We start from the raw sequence: 13977 nt of genomic DNA on the forward strand, positions 1-13977 counted from the left end.
CTATTGTTGTAATTTAATTGCTAATTCACTGGCAATTTCGGCATTAATCGGTCTGTTTTCGCGGTGCCAGTCCTGCGGCGGCTGGTTGGAGAACCAGGTATATTGCCGCTTGGCATATTGGCGCGTGGCAAGCTGGCCGCGCGCCATCATCGTGTCACGATCGATGTCACCTTTGAGCCAGGCGGCGATTTCAGGCACGCCGATCGCCCGCATCACCGGCAGGTCGGGATTGAGATTGCGGGGCAGCAGGGCCTCCACTTCGGCGACCGCGCCCTGATCGATCATCAGCTCGAAACGCCGGTCGCAGCGTTCGATCAGCCAGTCGCGCGGCGGCAGCAGGATCATCGGGGAAAGGTTGATGCGATCGGCGATGCCGCCCTGCTTGTGCTGCTGCCATTGCTTGAGTGGTTTGCCGGTCGATCGCACCACCTCCAGCGCGCGGGCGACGCGGGTGGTGTCGGCTGGGGCGAGGCGGGCGGCGGCTTCCGGGTCTTCGACCCGCAGCGCTTCATGCGCCTGCGCCACCGGCATGTCGCGCACGGCGGCGCGGATATCGGCGTCGATGTCCGGCACCGGCGCGATGCCGTCGAGCAAGGTCCGTATATAAAGGCCGGTGCCACCGACCAGCACCGGCAGCTTGCCGGCGGCATGAGCCGCGTCGATCTCTGCCCTGGCCTCGGCGGCCCAGCGCGCGGCGGAGCAGGCTTCCGCTCCGTCGATATGGCCGAACAGGCGATGGGGCGCGCCGCCCATTTCCTCTTGCGAGGGCCGGGCGGACAGGATCGCAAGGTCGGCATAGACCTGGCTGGCATCGGCATTGATGACGACGCCGTCGGCGATCTGGGCCAGGCGGACGGCGAGCGCGCTCTTGCCGCTGGCGGTCGGCCCGGCAATAAGCGCGACCGGTGGGCGGGATTCGCCCGGCATATGTGCGGGAGTGTTCATGTTCGTCGCGACCTTAGTGGCAGTTGAGACCCTGAAACAGGCGGATATTGCCGAAGCGGCCGGACGGCTGGCCTCTGCCGGCTGCGCTCCGGTCGATAGCGTCTGGCTGGACGAGGGCAAGGCGGCCGATATTTTCTTCGGCAGCGATCCCGTTACCGCCCGCGCAGCGCTGACCGACATTGGCGATCGGGTCGACGTGATCGTGCAGATGGCGGCGGGCCGCGAGAAGAAGCTGCTGATCGCCGACATGGATTCGACCATGATCACCGTCGAGTGCATCGACGAGCTGGCCGACTATGCCGGGATCAAGCCGCAGATTGCCGAGATCACCGAACGGGCGATGCGCGGCGAACTGGATTTCGAAGGCGCGCTGCACGGCCGCGTCGCCCTGTTGAAAGGCTTGCCCGACAGCGCGATCGACCAGTGCCGCGAGGAGCGGGTGGTGATCATGGGCGGCGCCCGCGAACTGGTGCGTACGATGAAGGCGCGCGGCGCGCGCACCTTGCTGGTTTCTGGCGGCTTCACTCGCTTCACCGGGCCGGTCGCGGCAGAAATCGGCTTCGACGTCCATGTCGCCAATGTGCTGGAAATTGCCGACGGCGCGCTGCTCGGCACCGTTACCGTGCCGATCGTCGATGCCGCGCGCAAGCGCACCGAACTGGAGGCCGCGATCGACGGCGGGATCGACCGTGGGCTGACGCTGGCGGTGGGCGACGGCGCCAATGACATTCCGATGATCGAAGCGGCGGGGCTGGGCGTCGCCTATCATGCCAAGCCCAAGACCCGCGAAGCGGCGGCGGCCGAGATCGTCCATGGCGACCTGTCGGTGCTGCTCTATGCGCAGGGCATCGCTTCGGCCGACTGGGTCCGCGACTAATCCCATATGCTTAACGGCTGGGCGTGCTTGGGGCACGTCCTGCCGTCATTGCACAAGGGTAATGGATTCCATTTCGCCCCTGAACCGTTGTCCCCGCACTGCATCCCGGCAGTGGGTCCAATTGGCGTTGCGACAGGATCGTGGCGCACAGGGAGATGATATGAAAATCCAGACAATGGCGCTGGTCGCCGGTAGCTTGCTGGCGCTGAGCGCCTGCTCGAAAAATGATGCGCCGGTGACCAGCGCGCCGCCGCTCGGGCCGGGCGCGATTGCCGGCACGGTGGCCGCAGACCGCAATGGCGATGGCTATGTCGACGGCTATTACACGTCGGACGGCATCTATCACCCGGTCCAGGGACCGCCCTGTCCGCCGCCCCCGCCGCCGCCGGCACCGCCCCGTTCCGGAGAACGCGGCTGAGCAATCTTTCTTTCCGGGCGCGGCATTTCCGCCGCGCCCCCCGACATGCTGCTTCCCTGATCCTCGCCATGCTGATCGCCGGTTCCGTGCCGGGGATGGCGGCTGCGCAGCCGGTCGCCAGCGATACGGCGGCGCGATCCAGCGTGGCCGCCGAAATCCGGGCGGCGGCCAGCGGCAAGTTGCGCGATTTCTATGGCACGCGCGGCTATTGGCCGCTGTGGAGCGAGAAGGGCAAGGTCCGGGCCGAACCGGCGCAAGCTCTGCTGGCGCTGCTCGACAGTGCCGATCAGGACGGGCTGCGGTCGCGCGACTATGATGCCAGGGGATTGTTGCGGGCGATCAAGGAGGCTGATGCTTCGGGCGACCCCAAGGCGCTGGCGCGGGTCGATGTCGCCCTGTCGAAAGCGCTGGCCACTTATGTCGCCGATGTCCGCCGCCCATCGAAGGCGGTGAAGATGCGCTATCTCGACCCCGAGGTGGAGCCGCAGGCGCCCGATGCGGCCGAGGTGCTGCGCGCGGCGGCGGTGGCGCCGTCGCTGGCGACCTATGTCGAGAAGGCGGGCTGGATGAGCCCGACCTACATGAAGTTGCGCGCGGCGAGTGGCGCCTATGAGAAGCGCTGGGGTGGTCTGCCGGCGGTGATTGTGCCGACCGACGTCAAGCTGCGGCCGGGCGGATCGAGCGGCGAGATCGCGATCCTGCGGCATCGGCTGGGGCTGCCCGACGGGGTCGATTATGACAAGGCGCTGGCGGCAAAGGTCAAGCTGTTCCAGGCCGATCACGGGCTGGATGCCGACGGCATTGCCGGCGCGCAGACGATCGAGGCGCTCAATCGTGGTCCAGGCTATTATGGCCGGATATTGACGCTCAATCTGGAGCGGGCGCGGCTGTTGCCCGGTCCATGGGTGCGCCATGTCGAGGTCGATGCGGCATCGGCGCGGCTCTATTATTATAGCGGCGGCGAACTGGACGGATCGATGAAGGTCGTGGCTGGTGCGAAGGAAAGCCAGACGCCGATGATGGCGGGCATGATCCGCTATGCGACGCTCAATCCCTATTGGAACATCCCGCCCGACCTGGTCGAGCGCAAGGTGGCTCCCAAGATCCTGGACGGGGCGACGCTCAGGAAGATGCGCTATGAGGCGTTGAACGACTGGACCGCCGACGCGCAGACGCTCAGCCAGAGCGAGATCGACTGGCAGGCGGTGGCAGCGGGGCAGCGCGAATTGCGCGTGCGCCAGTTGCCCGGCGGCAATAATGCGATGGGGAAGATCAAGTTCATGTTCCCAAATGACCTGGGCATCTATCTGCACGACACCCCCGACCGGGGCCTGTTCGCCAAGCCGGTACGCCATTTCAGCAATGGCTGCGTCCGGCTGGAGGATGCGCAGCGGCTCGGGCGCTGGTTCTTCGGCAAGACGCCGACGGCCGACAGCGATGCGCCCGAACAATATGTGCCGCTGCCCCGGCCAGTGCCGGTCTATCTCACCTATCTGACGGCGGTGCCGACGGCGGACGGGGTGCAGTTCCTGCCCGACGATTACGGACGGGACGGGGAGTAGCCTCCCCGTCCTGCCGATTTAGTGGATGCCGGCCAGCATCCGCGCTGTTGGATCAGTGGATGCCTGCCAGCATCCACAGGGCCATGGCGACCATCATGACATTCTCGGTCAGCGAGACAAAGCCGAGTGGCACGTTGCTGCTGCCGCCGACGCAGGCGCATTTGAGTTCGCGCTTCTCGATATAGACCGCCTTGAACACCGATATCGCGCCGATGCCGCCGATGAACAGGGCGACCGGGATCGACAGCCAGGGGGCAAGGCCGGTCAGCATCAGCGCGCCCGCGCCCAGTTCCAGGAAGGGATAGACACGGCCATAGGGAATGACGCGGCGGGCGAGCAGGTCGTAGTTCAGGAACATGGTCGCGAACCGCTCCACATCCTGCAGCTTCAGCATGGCGAGCAGCATCATGGCGATGGCGATGAACCGCTCCAGCGCCAGCAGGCCGACCAGTGGTGCCAAGGTCAGCCAGTTGATCGCCAGTGCCATCAAGGCGGCGACGGCGAAGACGGCCAGCACCGGCACATAGCTGGTCGCGCCGGGCACAGGCACCTTGAGGCCCAGGAAGCGGCGCAGATCGTCATGGCCGCCGATCCGCCGGCCATCGATGAAGATTTGCGGCGTCGTCTTGACCTCATGCTGCGCCTTGAAGGCGTCGGTCTCGGCCCGGCTGGCGAGGGCATAGTCCTCGACCTGATAGCCATGGCGGCGCAGCAGCCAGCGCGCTTTGAGGCCATAGGGACAGACATGGCCGGGCATCACCATGCGATAAAGTTGGGCCGTCTTTTCCGCGCCCGAATTTTCCGAGGCTGTGGGCATTGCATCATCCTTTGTCAGGCTTGTTTCTGGTGCGATGCCCCGCATATAGGGTCTGTACCATGGTACGGAGTCAAGGCATGAGCATGACAATTTCCGCACTGGCCCGCGCGGGCGATGTCGGGGTGGAGACGGTGCGCTTCTACCAGCGGCGCGGCCTGCTGGATGCGCCCGATCGGCCGGAGGGCAGTGTGCGCCGCTATGGCGAGGGCGATATCCGCCGACTGCGCTTCATTCGGTCGGCGCAGGCGGCGGGCTTTACGCTGGAACAGATTGGCGAGCTGCTGCAACTCGATGCCGGGCAGGATCGCAAGCGGGCGCGTGAACTGGCGGCCGATCGGATCGCGGCGCTGGATTTGAAGATCGCTGAACTGGAGGCGGCGCGGGCGGCGCTGACGCGGCTGGCCCGGCAATGCCATGCCTCCGATGAGGGGCCGTGCCCGATCATCGCGGCGTTCGAGGACGGCGCTCAGACGTCCTGCGTCTGATCGTCCTGCTTCTGCGCCATCTGCCGGCGCGACATTTCCCGACGCACCGAATAGCCGGTGGGATCGCGGCGAAAATGGTCGCGCATCATGCGCCGCTGTTCGCTGATGATGTGCCAGATATCTTCCGGACTCTTGCCTTCGGTCATTGATCCGTCCGCCCTTTTCCGTTCGACTGCAGGGCAGGGAATATCGCTTTCGCAACGATCAATCCGTGAGCGCGATCACGTAAACGGCGCTTTAACGCTGTTGCTTCAGATATATGCAACGCGGGCGGCGCGAGTGTGATCGGGTAAATGTTGGAAATCGCGCGCTTAACTTCGCATATTTCCCGCACATTCTGACATTATGTTGCGTCCGCCTGATCCTATCGGAAAGCGATGCAAGAGGCTGTGGGGATGATAGCGCGCGGGCGCGCTGTAGGACAGGACGGGGCTGTCTGGAGCGGGTGAGGGGAATCGAACCCCCGTCGTCAGCTTGGGAAGCTGCTGCTCTACCATTGAGCTACACCCGCGTCGCGACCGGCCATGGCATGGCCATGGCGCGTGGTCAACGGGGCTTGATGGGCGCGCGCGAAATTAGCCGACCTGGCGTTTCGCCAGCTTGCGGGCGAGGGTGCGGCGATGCATCCCCAGGCGCCGGGCGGTTTCGGAGATGTTGAAGTCGCAATCCTTCAGCACCTCGTGGATATGTTCCCATTCCAGCGTCTTGATCGATGTCGGGCGCGGCGCGAGTGGCGCGCCCGGATCGCCGCCGGAGCGGGCGAAGGCGGCTTCGATATCGTCGGTGTTGGACGGCTTGGCGAGATAGTTGGTAGCGCCAAGCTTGATCGCCTCGACCGCAGTGGCGATGCTGGCAAAGCCGGTCAGCACCACGATCAGCATGGCAGGATCATGGGCGTGTAGCATCTGGACGCAGACCAGCCCGGATTCCGGGCCGAGTTTCAGGTCGACCACGGCATAGCCGGGACGATTGTCCTTGAGCACCTCTTCCAGCGCGCCATGACTGGCGGCAGTCAGCACGCTGTAGCCGCGCCGCTCGAAGGAGCGCTTGAGCGTCTTTGCGAATGCCTCGTCATCCTCCACGATCACCAGCAGCCGTTCAGCTGTCATCTTCGTTGTCACCTTCTTCTTCCAGCGCCACCGTTTCCAGCGGCAGGCGCAGCAGGATCAGCGCGCCGCCATCGGCGCCATTGCTGGCCGATACGCTGCCGCCCAGCTTGCGGACGACATTGACCACAAGAAAGAGGCCAAGGCCATGGCCTTCCTTGCCTTTGCTGGAGCGATAGGGCTTGCCGAAATCCTCGAGCATGGTCTGGGAGAAACCGCTGCCATTGTCGCGCACGGCGATGTTGAGCGAGGCGCTGTCGCGTCCGACCAGCAGGTCGATATAGGTGGCGCCGGCCTCCCGCGCATTGTCGAGCAGATTGCCGACCGCCTGGCGGATCACCGGGTCGGCGATGATTCGCGGATAGTCATGCGGGCCGAAGTCGCAGCGCAACGGCATGCCCGGATTGGCGCGGCGCCATTCCGCTGCAATCCCTTCGATGAAGTCGCGGACATTGGTCACGGCCGGCGCCTCGCCGCGCGCTTCGCCCGAGGAGAGGAGGATACCGGTGACGATCGCCTTGCAGCGCAGCACCGCGCTCTGCATCTCGCCAACTTCCTCGACCAGGGCGGGATGCTCGGTGATTTCGGGCATGCGGCGCCAGTCGCCCAGCACCACGGCGAGCTGGGCGAGGGGGGTGCCCAGTTCATGCGCGGCGCCCGAGGCGAGCAGGCCCATGCGGACGATATGTTCTTCCTCCGCCGCATGCTGGCGCATGCTGGCCAGATAGGCTTCGCGCGCCTGAAGATTGCGGTTGATCCGGGTGATGAACAGCACCAGCAGCACCGCGATCATGGTGAAGCAGATCCAGGTGCCGATGATGTGCAGGTCAAACAGCCGGCCCGCCAGCCGGTCGCTAAGGTCGAGCGGGCGATAGTCGAGCGCCAGCAGGCCGGCGCACAGCGCCGACACGGCGGTGATGCCCCAGGCGCTGGCCCGGTCGAGCAGCAGCACGCCGAGCGCGACCTGGAGCAGATAGAGCGAGACGAAGGGATTGGTCGCGCCGCCCGACAGATAGAGCTGGGCGGTCAGCAGCAGCACGTCGAACAGCAGCGATACCGACAGTTCGGCGCGGGTGATGTCGGTCCGGGGGCGCAGCGCCGCAAAGCTGGCGGCGTTGACCAGAACGGCGACGGCCGCGACCAGCAGCATCGGGGCGAGGGGCAGGCGCACCCCCATCAGGAACTGGACGATCAGGATAGTTACCAGCTGCCCGGCGATCGCGATCCAGCGCAGCTGGATCAGCAGCGCCATATTCTTGCGACCGGCGGCATCGGCGGGCCACTGGCTGGGCAGCCAGCGGCGCCTGACGGCTTGGGTCTCGCTCATTCCGCGCTGTCTTCTGGATCCCGACGCATGAGGAAGATGTAGGCGCCTGCGACCATCGCCGCCAGTATGAACCAGGTGATGGCATATTGGAGGTGGTTGTTGGGGAAGCGGACGACGGTCAGGCCGCCGACCGGCGCGGTGTCGGGCGTGCAATTGGCGCCGGCATCGACGAAATAGTCCGCGACCGGCGGGGCGACATGCTGCGCGGCGGCGATCGCGGCGACATCGCGCGAATACCAGCGGCCCGCGGCGGGATCATTGCTGCGCAGGAATCCCCCCTTCGGTTCGGTGAGGCGCAGCAGGCCGACGATCTGGACCGTGCCTTGGGGCCGGCTGTAGCGGGTGCGATTGTCCTGCGGCACGAAGCCGCGATTGACCATCAGGGTGAAGCCGGCATCGGTCACCAGCGGCGTCATCACCCAGAAACCGGGGCCGCGCACGGTGACGGCCTGGGTCAGCACCGCCTTGTCATGCAGGAAATGGCCCGATGCGGTGATGCGGCGATATTCGTCGTCACGGGTGGCGCTGCGGGGGGCGGGGACGGGCGCGGCATGGATGCGGGCGTCGACCCGGGCGATCAGATCGCGCTTCCAGGCGAGGCGATAGACTTGCCAGCTGCCGAGCGCAAAAAGACCGGAGAAAAGGATGAGGGCGATCAGCGTCAGGCCGATCGTAAAGCCCGGGGAGCGCCGGCGGCGCCCCCCGATCTTTTGTGATGTCACGGCATTTCGCTCATATTCTGCATGTCGCTCATGTCGTGCGTGGCGCTCATGTTCATATCGCCGTGCGGCATCATGTTGTTGTTCATATGATACATGACCCACATCGAGCCCGAGAGGACGATGACGACCAGAACGATGGTCAGCATCATCGCCATGAACGACCAGCCGCTTTCGATGCGGGTGTTCATGTGCAGGAAGTAGATCATGTGGACGACCACCTGCACCGCGGCGAAGGCCATGATGATGACGCCGGTCAGCGCGGGATTGCCCAGCACGTTCGACATCACCAGCCAGAAGGGGATGGCCGTCAGGATCACCGACAGGCCGAAGCCGATCATGTAGCTGCCGAAGCTGCCATGCGATCCTTCTTCATGATGGTCATCGTGATGCCCGTGCGAATGGTCATGACCGTGGGGATGGACAGCATCGCTCACCGCAGGACTCCCATCAGATAGACAAAGGTGAAGACGCCGATCCAGATGACGTCGAGGAAGTGCCAGAACATGCTGAGGCACATCAGGCGACGCTTGTTGGCCGGGATCAGGCCCTTCTTGGCCACCTGAACCATCAGCGTGATCAGCCAGATCGAACCGAAGGTGACGTGCAGGCCGTGGGTGCCGACCAGGGTGAAGAAGGCCGACAGGAAGGCCGAACGCCACGGACCCGCGCCCTCATGGATGAGGTGCGAGAATTCGTAGAGTTCGATGAACAGGAACGCGCCGCCGAAGAGGAGCGTGATGAACAGCCAGCCCTGGGTGGCGCTGACCTTGTTCTTTTCCATCGCCAGCATGGCGAAGCCATAGGTGATCGACGAGAAGAGCAGCATCGCGGTGTTGAGCGCGATGAGCGGCAGGTCGAACAGATCCTTGGGGCCGGGGCCGCCGGCAAAATTGCCGCCGAGCACGGCGTAAGTGGCGAACAGGATGGCGAAGATGAGGCAATCGCTCATCAGGTACATCCAGAAGCCCAGCATGGTGCTGTGGCCTTCGTGGAGGTGGGGTTCCTCGGGCAAATGATATGCCCGAGGTTCCAGGGTCGCAGTTGTGCTGCTCATGTGGGTCAGACTCCCGCCGCGAGGATGCGTGTGCGCTCTTCCTCGGTGCGCGTGACGACATCCTGCGGGATGTAGAAGTCGCGCTTGTAGTTGAAGGTGTGGAAGATGGCGAAGCCGATCATGCCGACGAAGCTGAGGGCTGCCAGCCACCACATGTACCAGATCAGGGCGAAGCCACAGACCGTAGCGAGACCCGCGAGGATCACACCGGTGCCGGTGCTGCTGGGCATGTGGATCGGCTGATAGCCGGTCAGCGGACGCTGATAGCCATTCTTCTTCATGTCGGCCCAGCTGTCGGCATCGTAGACGACCGGGGTGAAGGCGAAGTTATACTCCGGCGGGGGCGAGCTGGTCGCCCATTCCAGGGTACGGCCATCCCAGGGATCGCCTTCCACCTTCAGTTCGTCGCGCTTCCAGATCGACACTGCGAACTGGACCAGCATGGCGCCGATGCCGGCCGCAACGATGGCGGCGCCGACGGCGGCGATGATGAACCAGATGTGCAGGCTGGGATCGTCGAACACGCGCATGCGGCGGGTCACGCCCATGAAGCCCAGGATGTAGAGCGGCGTGAAGGCAAGCCAGAAGCCGACCTGCCAGCACCAGAAGCTGACCTTGCCCCAGAACACGTTCAGCTTGAAGCCGAAGGCCTTGGGCCACCAGTAGTTGATTGCGGCGAACAGGCCGAACAGCACGCCGCCGATGATCACGTTATGGAAGTGCGCGATCAGGAACAGCGAGTTGTGCAGCACGAAGTCGGCCGGCGGAACGGCCAGCATGACGCCGGTCATGCCACCGATGGTGAAGGTCAGCATGAAGGCGACGGTCCACATCATCGGCAGTTCGAAACGGATCTTGCCGCGATACATGGTGAAGAGCCAGTTGAAGAGCTTCGCACCCGTCGGGATCGAGATGATCATCGTCGTGATGCCGAAGAAGCTGTTGACGCTGGCGCCCGAGCCCATCGTGAAGAAGTGGTGCAGCCACACGAGGTAGGACAGCACCATGATGCAGCAGGTCGCGTAGACCATCGAGGTGTAGCCGAACAGGCGCTTGCCCGAGAAGGTCGAGGTGACTTCCGAGAAGACGCCGAACAGCGGCAGGATGAGGATGTAGACTTCCGGGTGACCCCAGATCCAGATCAGGTTCACGTACATCATCGGGTTGCCGCCGAAGTCGTTCGTGAAGAAGTTGGTGCCGATATAGCGGTCGAGCGAGAGCAGGACCAGGGTGGCGGTCAGGATCGGGAAGGACGCGACGATCAGGATGTTCGCGCAGAGCGAGGTCCAGGTGAACACCGGCATCTTCATCAGCGACATGCCCGGCGCGCGCATCTTGACGATGGTCGCGATCAGGTTGATGCCCGACAATGTCGTGCCGACACCGGCCACCTGTAGTGCCCAGATATAATAGTCGACACCCGTGGCCGGGCTATAGTCGATCCCCGAGAGCGGCGGATAGGCGAGCCAGCCGGTCTGGGCGAATTCACCCAGGAACAGCGAAGCCATCACCAGCACCGCGCCGCCCGTGGTCATCCAGAACGAGAAATTGTTCAGGAACGGGAAGCTGACGTCGCGGGCGCCGATCTGCAGCGGGACGATATAGTTCATCAGACCGGTGATGAACGGCATCGCCACGAAGAAGATCATGATCACGCCGTGCGCGGTGAACACCTGGTCATAATGGTGGGCGTTGAGGTAACCCTCGGACCCGTTGAAGGCCAAAGCCTGTTGCAGGCGCATCATGACGGCGTCGGCAAAGCCGCGCAGGAACATGACGAGGCCCAGCACCATGTACATGATGCCGATCTTCTTGTGATCGACGCTGGTGAACCATTCCTTCCAGAGATAGCCCCAGAGCTTGAAATAGGTCAGCCCGGCGACGAGCGCCGCGCCGCCCAGCATCACCGCGCAGAAAGTCGCGACGACGATGGGTTCATGCCATGGGAAGCTGTCCCATGTCAGACGACCAAAGATCATCTGTGCTGTTGTGAGTGTGCCAGTCATGGGCCTTACCGATGCTGCGCGTGCGCGTCAGCGCCGCTGTGAGAGGAGTGATCGGCCGCAGGTGCAGCCGCACCAGCGCCCGGCGCGTCAGGGGCGGTTTCCTGCCCCTTGTTGCGGTCTTCCTGGTCGATCACATGGCTGTTGGGGAAGTCATACTGGAGGCCTTCGGTCTCCTTGGCCGATTCCTTGCCCGCGCCGCCCATCTGGTTGATGTGCATCAGCTCGCTCATGCAGCGCTGACCAGGCTTGGGGCAGAGGTTGACGATCGCGTCGAACAGCTTGGGTTCGCTGGTGGCGAAATAGGCGACGGGCGCCTTCTCGCTCGGCTTGGCCAGGGTCTGGTAGACGGTGCGGTCAAGTGCCGCGCCGCTGCCCTTCACCTTGGCGACCCAGGCATCGAAGCCGGCCTGGTCGAAGGCATGATAGCCAAAGCGCATATGGGTAAAGCCCGCGCCCGAATAGTTGGCCGAGAAGCCGATCCCGGTGACGGGCTTGTTGGCGACGGCGTGAAGCTGCGTCTGCATGCCGGGCATCGCGTAGATCTGGCCGGCCAGTTCGGGGACGTAGAAGCTGTTCATCACGGTCGAGGCGGTGATGTCGAAGCGGACCGGGACATTGGTCGGCAGCGCCAGTTCATTGACGGTGGCAATGCCAAGGTCCGGATAGATGAAGAGCCACTTCCAGTCGAGCGCGACGACCTGGACGGTCAGCGGCTTGACCTTGGGATCGATCGCGGTGGTCGCGTTGATCCGGTCGAGCGGACGATAGGGATCCAGCTTGTGCGTGCTCACCCAGGTCAGCGCGCCGAGGCAGATGATGATCAGGAGCGGGGCCGACCAGATCAGCAGCTCCAGCTTGGTGGAATGATCCCAGTCGGGGTCATATTCCTTCTCGGCGGCCTCGTTCGTCGCGCGGTAGCGCCAGGCGAAATAGACGACCAGTGCCATGACGGGCACGACAATGAGGAGCATCAGCGCGACCGAGATCAGGATCAGATCGCGCTGCTGCACCGCAATATCGCCCGACGGGTTCATCACGACCCAGTTGCAGCCCGCCAGCGGCGCCGCAAGGATCGGAGCGGACCAGCGCAGGAGGCGGGTCCAGAGGGGGGAGGGTGGCTGTGACATGGCGCGCGCCTACCGGTTCCGCAGGGAGTCGGATAGAGGGCAATTTGTCCAATGTTGTGCGCGCGCAAAAAATGTTTCGGATGTGGGATACTGCTTAGACTCTGTGGGTTTTCTGTTATGTTGCCATCCTCTGGCCGTCGGGAGACCCAAAATAGGCACCGTCGGCCCAGCCAGGGAGCGGATGCCTATGAGTTCACAGGCCATTGCCTTCACTTCAAGCCAGCTTGAGGATGATGCGCGCAAAATCAATGCACGCGACCACAGCATTGCACCGGGGGATATCTCCATTGGTGTGATCATTGGCCGCACCTCCGAATTTTTCGACTTCTTCGTTTATGCCATTGCCTCGGTGATCGTTTTCCCGAGCCTGGTATTCCCCTATGTCGACCCGCTCACGGGGACGCTCTATTCCTTCGCGATCTTTTCCGTCGCCTTCATCACGCGCCCGATCGGGTCGTTGATCTTCATGGCGATCGACCGGCATTATGGCCGCGGCACCAAATTGACGGCCGCCCTGTTCCTGCTGGGCGGATCGACCGCGGCGATCGCCTTTATGCCCGGTTATGCGACGATTGGCCACTATGCTGCGGTCGTGCTGGTCGTTTTGCGGGCGGCGCAGGGCATTGCGCTGGGTGGCACATGGGATGGCCTCGCTTCGCTGCTGTCGCTCAACGCGCCGCCGCACCAGCGGGGCTGGTATGCGATGGTGCCGCAGCTCGGCGCGCCGCTGGCGCTGCTGGTGGCGAGCGGGCTGTTCGCCTTCTTCCTGCTGACCCTGTCGGAAGCGGACTTCCTCGACTGGGGCTGGCGCTATCCCTTCTTCGTCGCCTTCGCGATCAACGTCGTGGCGCTGTTCGCCCGGCTGCGCATCGTGGTGACGCATGAGTTCGAGCGTTTGTTCGAGCAGAAGGATCTGGTGCCGTCCGAAGTGCTGCCGACGGTCAAGGCGGAGGGACGCAACATCATCATCGGTGCTTTCGCACCGCTGGCGAGCTTCGCCCTGTTCCACATGGTCACCGTGTTTCCGCTGAGCTGGGTGGTGCTGTTCACCGACCAGCCGATCGAACGCTTCCTGGTGATCGAGATGATCGGCGCGTCGGTCGGCCTGCTGGCGATTGTGGTGTCGGGCTTCATCGCTGACCAGATCGGCCGTCGCTCGCTGCTCGGCTGGTCGGCGCTGGGCATCGCGATCTTCGCGGTGGTCGCGCCGCTGCTGCTCAATGGCGGCGATCTGGGCGAGGTTGCCTTCATGATCCTGGGCTTCATGCTGCTGGGCCTGGCCTTCGGCCAGTCGTCGGGCGTGGTGGCATCCAACTTCGCGACCGAAGCGCGCTATACCAGTTCGGCGCTGACGTCGGATCTGGCCTGGCTGGTCGGTGCCGGCTTCGCGCCGCTGCTGGCGCTGCTGCTGTCGGTGAAGTTCGGCCTCGCCGCGTCGGGCATCTACCTGCTGTCGGGTGCGATCGCGACGATGGTGGCGCTCTACGTCAACAAGGAGCTGGCGGCGCGGGATCGCTGATCCCGGCCGACG

The 13977-nt window shown here is 64.1% G+C and carries 15 protein-coding genes and 1 tRNA gene; 5 read left to right on the plus strand and 11 right to left on the minus strand.

All coding sequences use genetic code 11. The annotated features are described in order from the left end of the window. A complete protein-coding gene (gene miaA / locus GGQ90_RS02800) occupies positions 1–945 on the minus strand; it encodes a tRNA (adenosine(37)-N6)-dimethylallyltransferase MiaA (RefSeq protein WP_188080722.1) in 945 nt (314 codons plus the stop codon). On the opposite strand from miaA, the gene serB reads away from it, so the two are divergent. From serB to GGQ90_RS02815, 3 genes are all read left to right on the plus strand, one after another. After that, entirely contained in the window at positions 944–1822 is an 879-nt protein-coding gene (serB, locus tag GGQ90_RS02805; RefSeq protein ID WP_188080723.1) for a phosphoserine phosphatase SerB, read from the plus strand. The two genes, miaA and serB, sit on opposite strands and share 2 nt — an antisense overlap. 160 nt (positions 1823–1982) lie before the next feature. After that, entirely contained in the window at positions 1983–2240 is a 258-nt protein-coding gene (locus tag GGQ90_RS02810) for a hypothetical protein (RefSeq protein WP_010337163.1), read from the plus strand. A gap of 68 nt (positions 2241–2308) precedes the next feature. Then, a complete protein-coding gene (locus tag GGQ90_RS02815; RefSeq protein ID WP_188080724.1) occupies positions 2309–3802 on the plus strand; it encodes a L,D-transpeptidase family protein in 1494 nt (497 codons plus the stop codon). A gap of 52 nt (positions 3803–3854) precedes the next feature. Here GGQ90_RS02815 and GGQ90_RS02820 read toward each other — a convergent pair whose 3' ends face one another. Beyond that, positions 3855–4619 carry a MauE/DoxX family redox-associated membrane protein gene (locus tag GGQ90_RS02820; protein WP_188080725.1) on the minus strand — a complete coding sequence of 255 codons (765 nt, stop codon included), beginning with the start codon at positions 4617–4619 and terminating at the stop codon, positions 3855–3857. 77 nt (positions 4620–4696) lie between these two features. Between GGQ90_RS02820 and GGQ90_RS02825 the strand changes: the two genes are divergently transcribed. Beyond that, positions 4697–5104 (plus strand): MerR family transcriptional regulator, encoded by a 408-nt coding sequence (locus GGQ90_RS02825; protein WP_188080726.1) that lies wholly within the window; start codon positions 4697–4699, stop codon positions 5102–5104. On the opposite strand, the gene GGQ90_RS02830 is transcribed toward GGQ90_RS02825, so the two are convergent. The 9 genes from GGQ90_RS02830 to cyoA form a co-directional block, all read right to left on the minus strand. Further along, complete coding sequence (locus GGQ90_RS02830) at positions 5086–5250, minus strand: transporter (RefSeq protein ID WP_188080727.1); 165 nt, start codon at positions 5248–5250, stop codon at positions 5086–5088. The two genes, GGQ90_RS02825 and GGQ90_RS02830, sit on opposite strands and share 19 nt — an antisense overlap. Positions 5251–5541: 291 nt before the next feature. Beyond that, a tRNA-Gly gene (locus tag GGQ90_RS02835) sits at positions 5542–5615 on the minus strand. A 64-nt stretch (positions 5616–5679) separates the two neighbouring features. Further along, positions 5680–6213 carry a response regulator transcription factor gene (locus tag GGQ90_RS02840; protein ID WP_188080728.1) on the minus strand — a complete coding sequence of 178 codons (534 nt, stop codon included), beginning with the start codon at positions 6211–6213 and terminating at the stop codon, positions 5680–5682. Further along, positions 6203–7537 carry an ATP-binding protein gene (locus tag GGQ90_RS02845; RefSeq protein WP_188080729.1) on the minus strand — a complete coding sequence of 445 codons (1335 nt, stop codon included), beginning with the start codon at positions 7535–7537 and terminating at the stop codon, positions 6203–6205. The genes GGQ90_RS02840 and GGQ90_RS02845 overlap by 11 nt, the downstream gene beginning before the upstream one ends. Beyond that, positions 7534–8259, minus strand: coding sequence for an SURF1 family cytochrome oxidase biogenesis protein (locus tag GGQ90_RS02850; RefSeq protein ID WP_188080730.1), 726 nt, complete (start codon positions 8257–8259; stop codon positions 7534–7536). The genes GGQ90_RS02845 and GGQ90_RS02850 overlap by 4 nt, the downstream gene beginning before the upstream one ends. Next, positions 8256–8693: a cytochrome o ubiquinol oxidase subunit IV gene (gene cyoD / locus GGQ90_RS02855; RefSeq protein ID WP_188080731.1), complete on the minus strand. Its 438-nt coding sequence runs from the start codon at positions 8691–8693 to the stop codon at positions 8256–8258. The genes GGQ90_RS02850 and cyoD overlap by 4 nt, the downstream gene beginning before the upstream one ends. Next, positions 8690–9313, minus strand: coding sequence for a cytochrome o ubiquinol oxidase subunit III (gene cyoC, locus GGQ90_RS02860; RefSeq protein ID WP_188080732.1), 624 nt, complete (start codon positions 9311–9313; stop codon positions 8690–8692). Before cyoC ends, cyoD begins: the two co-directional genes overlap by 4 nt. A 5-nt stretch (positions 9314–9318) precedes the next feature. Further along, positions 9319–11319 carry a cytochrome o ubiquinol oxidase subunit I gene (cyoB, locus tag GGQ90_RS02865; protein WP_188080733.1) on the minus strand — a complete coding sequence of 667 codons (2001 nt, stop codon included), beginning with the start codon at positions 11317–11319 and terminating at the stop codon, positions 9319–9321. A 5-nt stretch (positions 11320–11324) separates the two neighbouring features. Continuing rightward, positions 11325–12446, minus strand: coding sequence for a ubiquinol oxidase subunit II (gene cyoA / locus GGQ90_RS02870; RefSeq protein WP_188080734.1), 1122 nt, complete (start codon positions 12444–12446; stop codon positions 11325–11327). Positions 12447–12633: 187 nt separating this feature from the next. Here cyoA and GGQ90_RS02875 point away from each other — a divergent pair, with 187 nt between their 5' ends. Next, positions 12634–13965: an MFS transporter gene (locus GGQ90_RS02875; RefSeq protein ID WP_188080735.1), complete on the plus strand. Its 1332-nt coding sequence runs from the start codon at positions 12634–12636 to the stop codon at positions 13963–13965. Positions 13966–13977: the final 12 nt, after the last annotated feature.

This window comes from Sphingobium scionense (genome assembly GCF_014197035.1).
Lineage (GTDB): Bacteria > Pseudomonadota > Alphaproteobacteria > Sphingomonadales > Sphingomonadaceae > Sphingobium > Sphingobium scionense.

Coding starts and splice junctions, on each gene's coding strand:
- serB (WP_188080723.1), top strand. CDS start 944: ATGTTCGTCGCGACCTTAGTGGCAGTTGAGACCCTGAAACAGGCGGAT.
- miaA (WP_188080722.1), bottom strand. CDS start 945: ATGAACACTCCCGCACATATGCCGGGCGAATCCCGCCCACCGGTCGCG.
- GGQ90_RS02810 (WP_010337163.1), top strand. CDS start 1,983: ATGAAAATCCAGACAATGGCGCTGGTCGCCGGTAGCTTGCTGGCGCTG.
- GGQ90_RS02815 (WP_188080724.1), top strand. CDS start 2,309: ATGCTGATCGCCGGTTCCGTGCCGGGGATGGCGGCTGCGCAGCCGGTC.
- GGQ90_RS02820 (WP_188080725.1), bottom strand. CDS start 4,619: ATGCCCACAGCCTCGGAAAATTCGGGCGCGGAAAAGACGGCCCAACTT.
- GGQ90_RS02825 (WP_188080726.1), top strand. CDS start 4,697: ATGAGCATGACAATTTCCGCACTGGCCCGCGCGGGCGATGTCGGGGTG.
- GGQ90_RS02830 (WP_188080727.1), bottom strand. CDS start 5,250: ATGACCGAAGGCAAGAGTCCGGAAGATATCTGGCACATCATCAGCGAA.
- GGQ90_RS02840 (WP_188080728.1), bottom strand. CDS start 6,213: ATGACAGCTGAACGGCTGCTGGTGATCGTGGAGGATGACGAGGCATTC.
- GGQ90_RS02845 (WP_188080729.1), bottom strand. CDS start 7,537: ATGAGCGAGACCCAAGCCGTCAGGCGCCGCTGGCTGCCCAGCCAGTGG.
- cyoC (WP_188080732.1), bottom strand. CDS start 9,313: ATGAGCAGCACAACTGCGACCCTGGAACCTCGGGCATATCATTTGCCC.
- cyoB (WP_188080733.1), bottom strand. CDS start 11,319: ATGACTGGCACACTCACAACAGCACAGATGATCTTTGGTCGTCTGACA.
- cyoA (WP_188080734.1), bottom strand. CDS start 12,446: ATGTCACAGCCACCCTCCCCCCTCTGGACCCGCCTCCTGCGCTGGTCC.
- GGQ90_RS02875 (WP_188080735.1), top strand. CDS start 12,634: ATGAGTTCACAGGCCATTGCCTTCACTTCAAGCCAGCTTGAGGATGAT.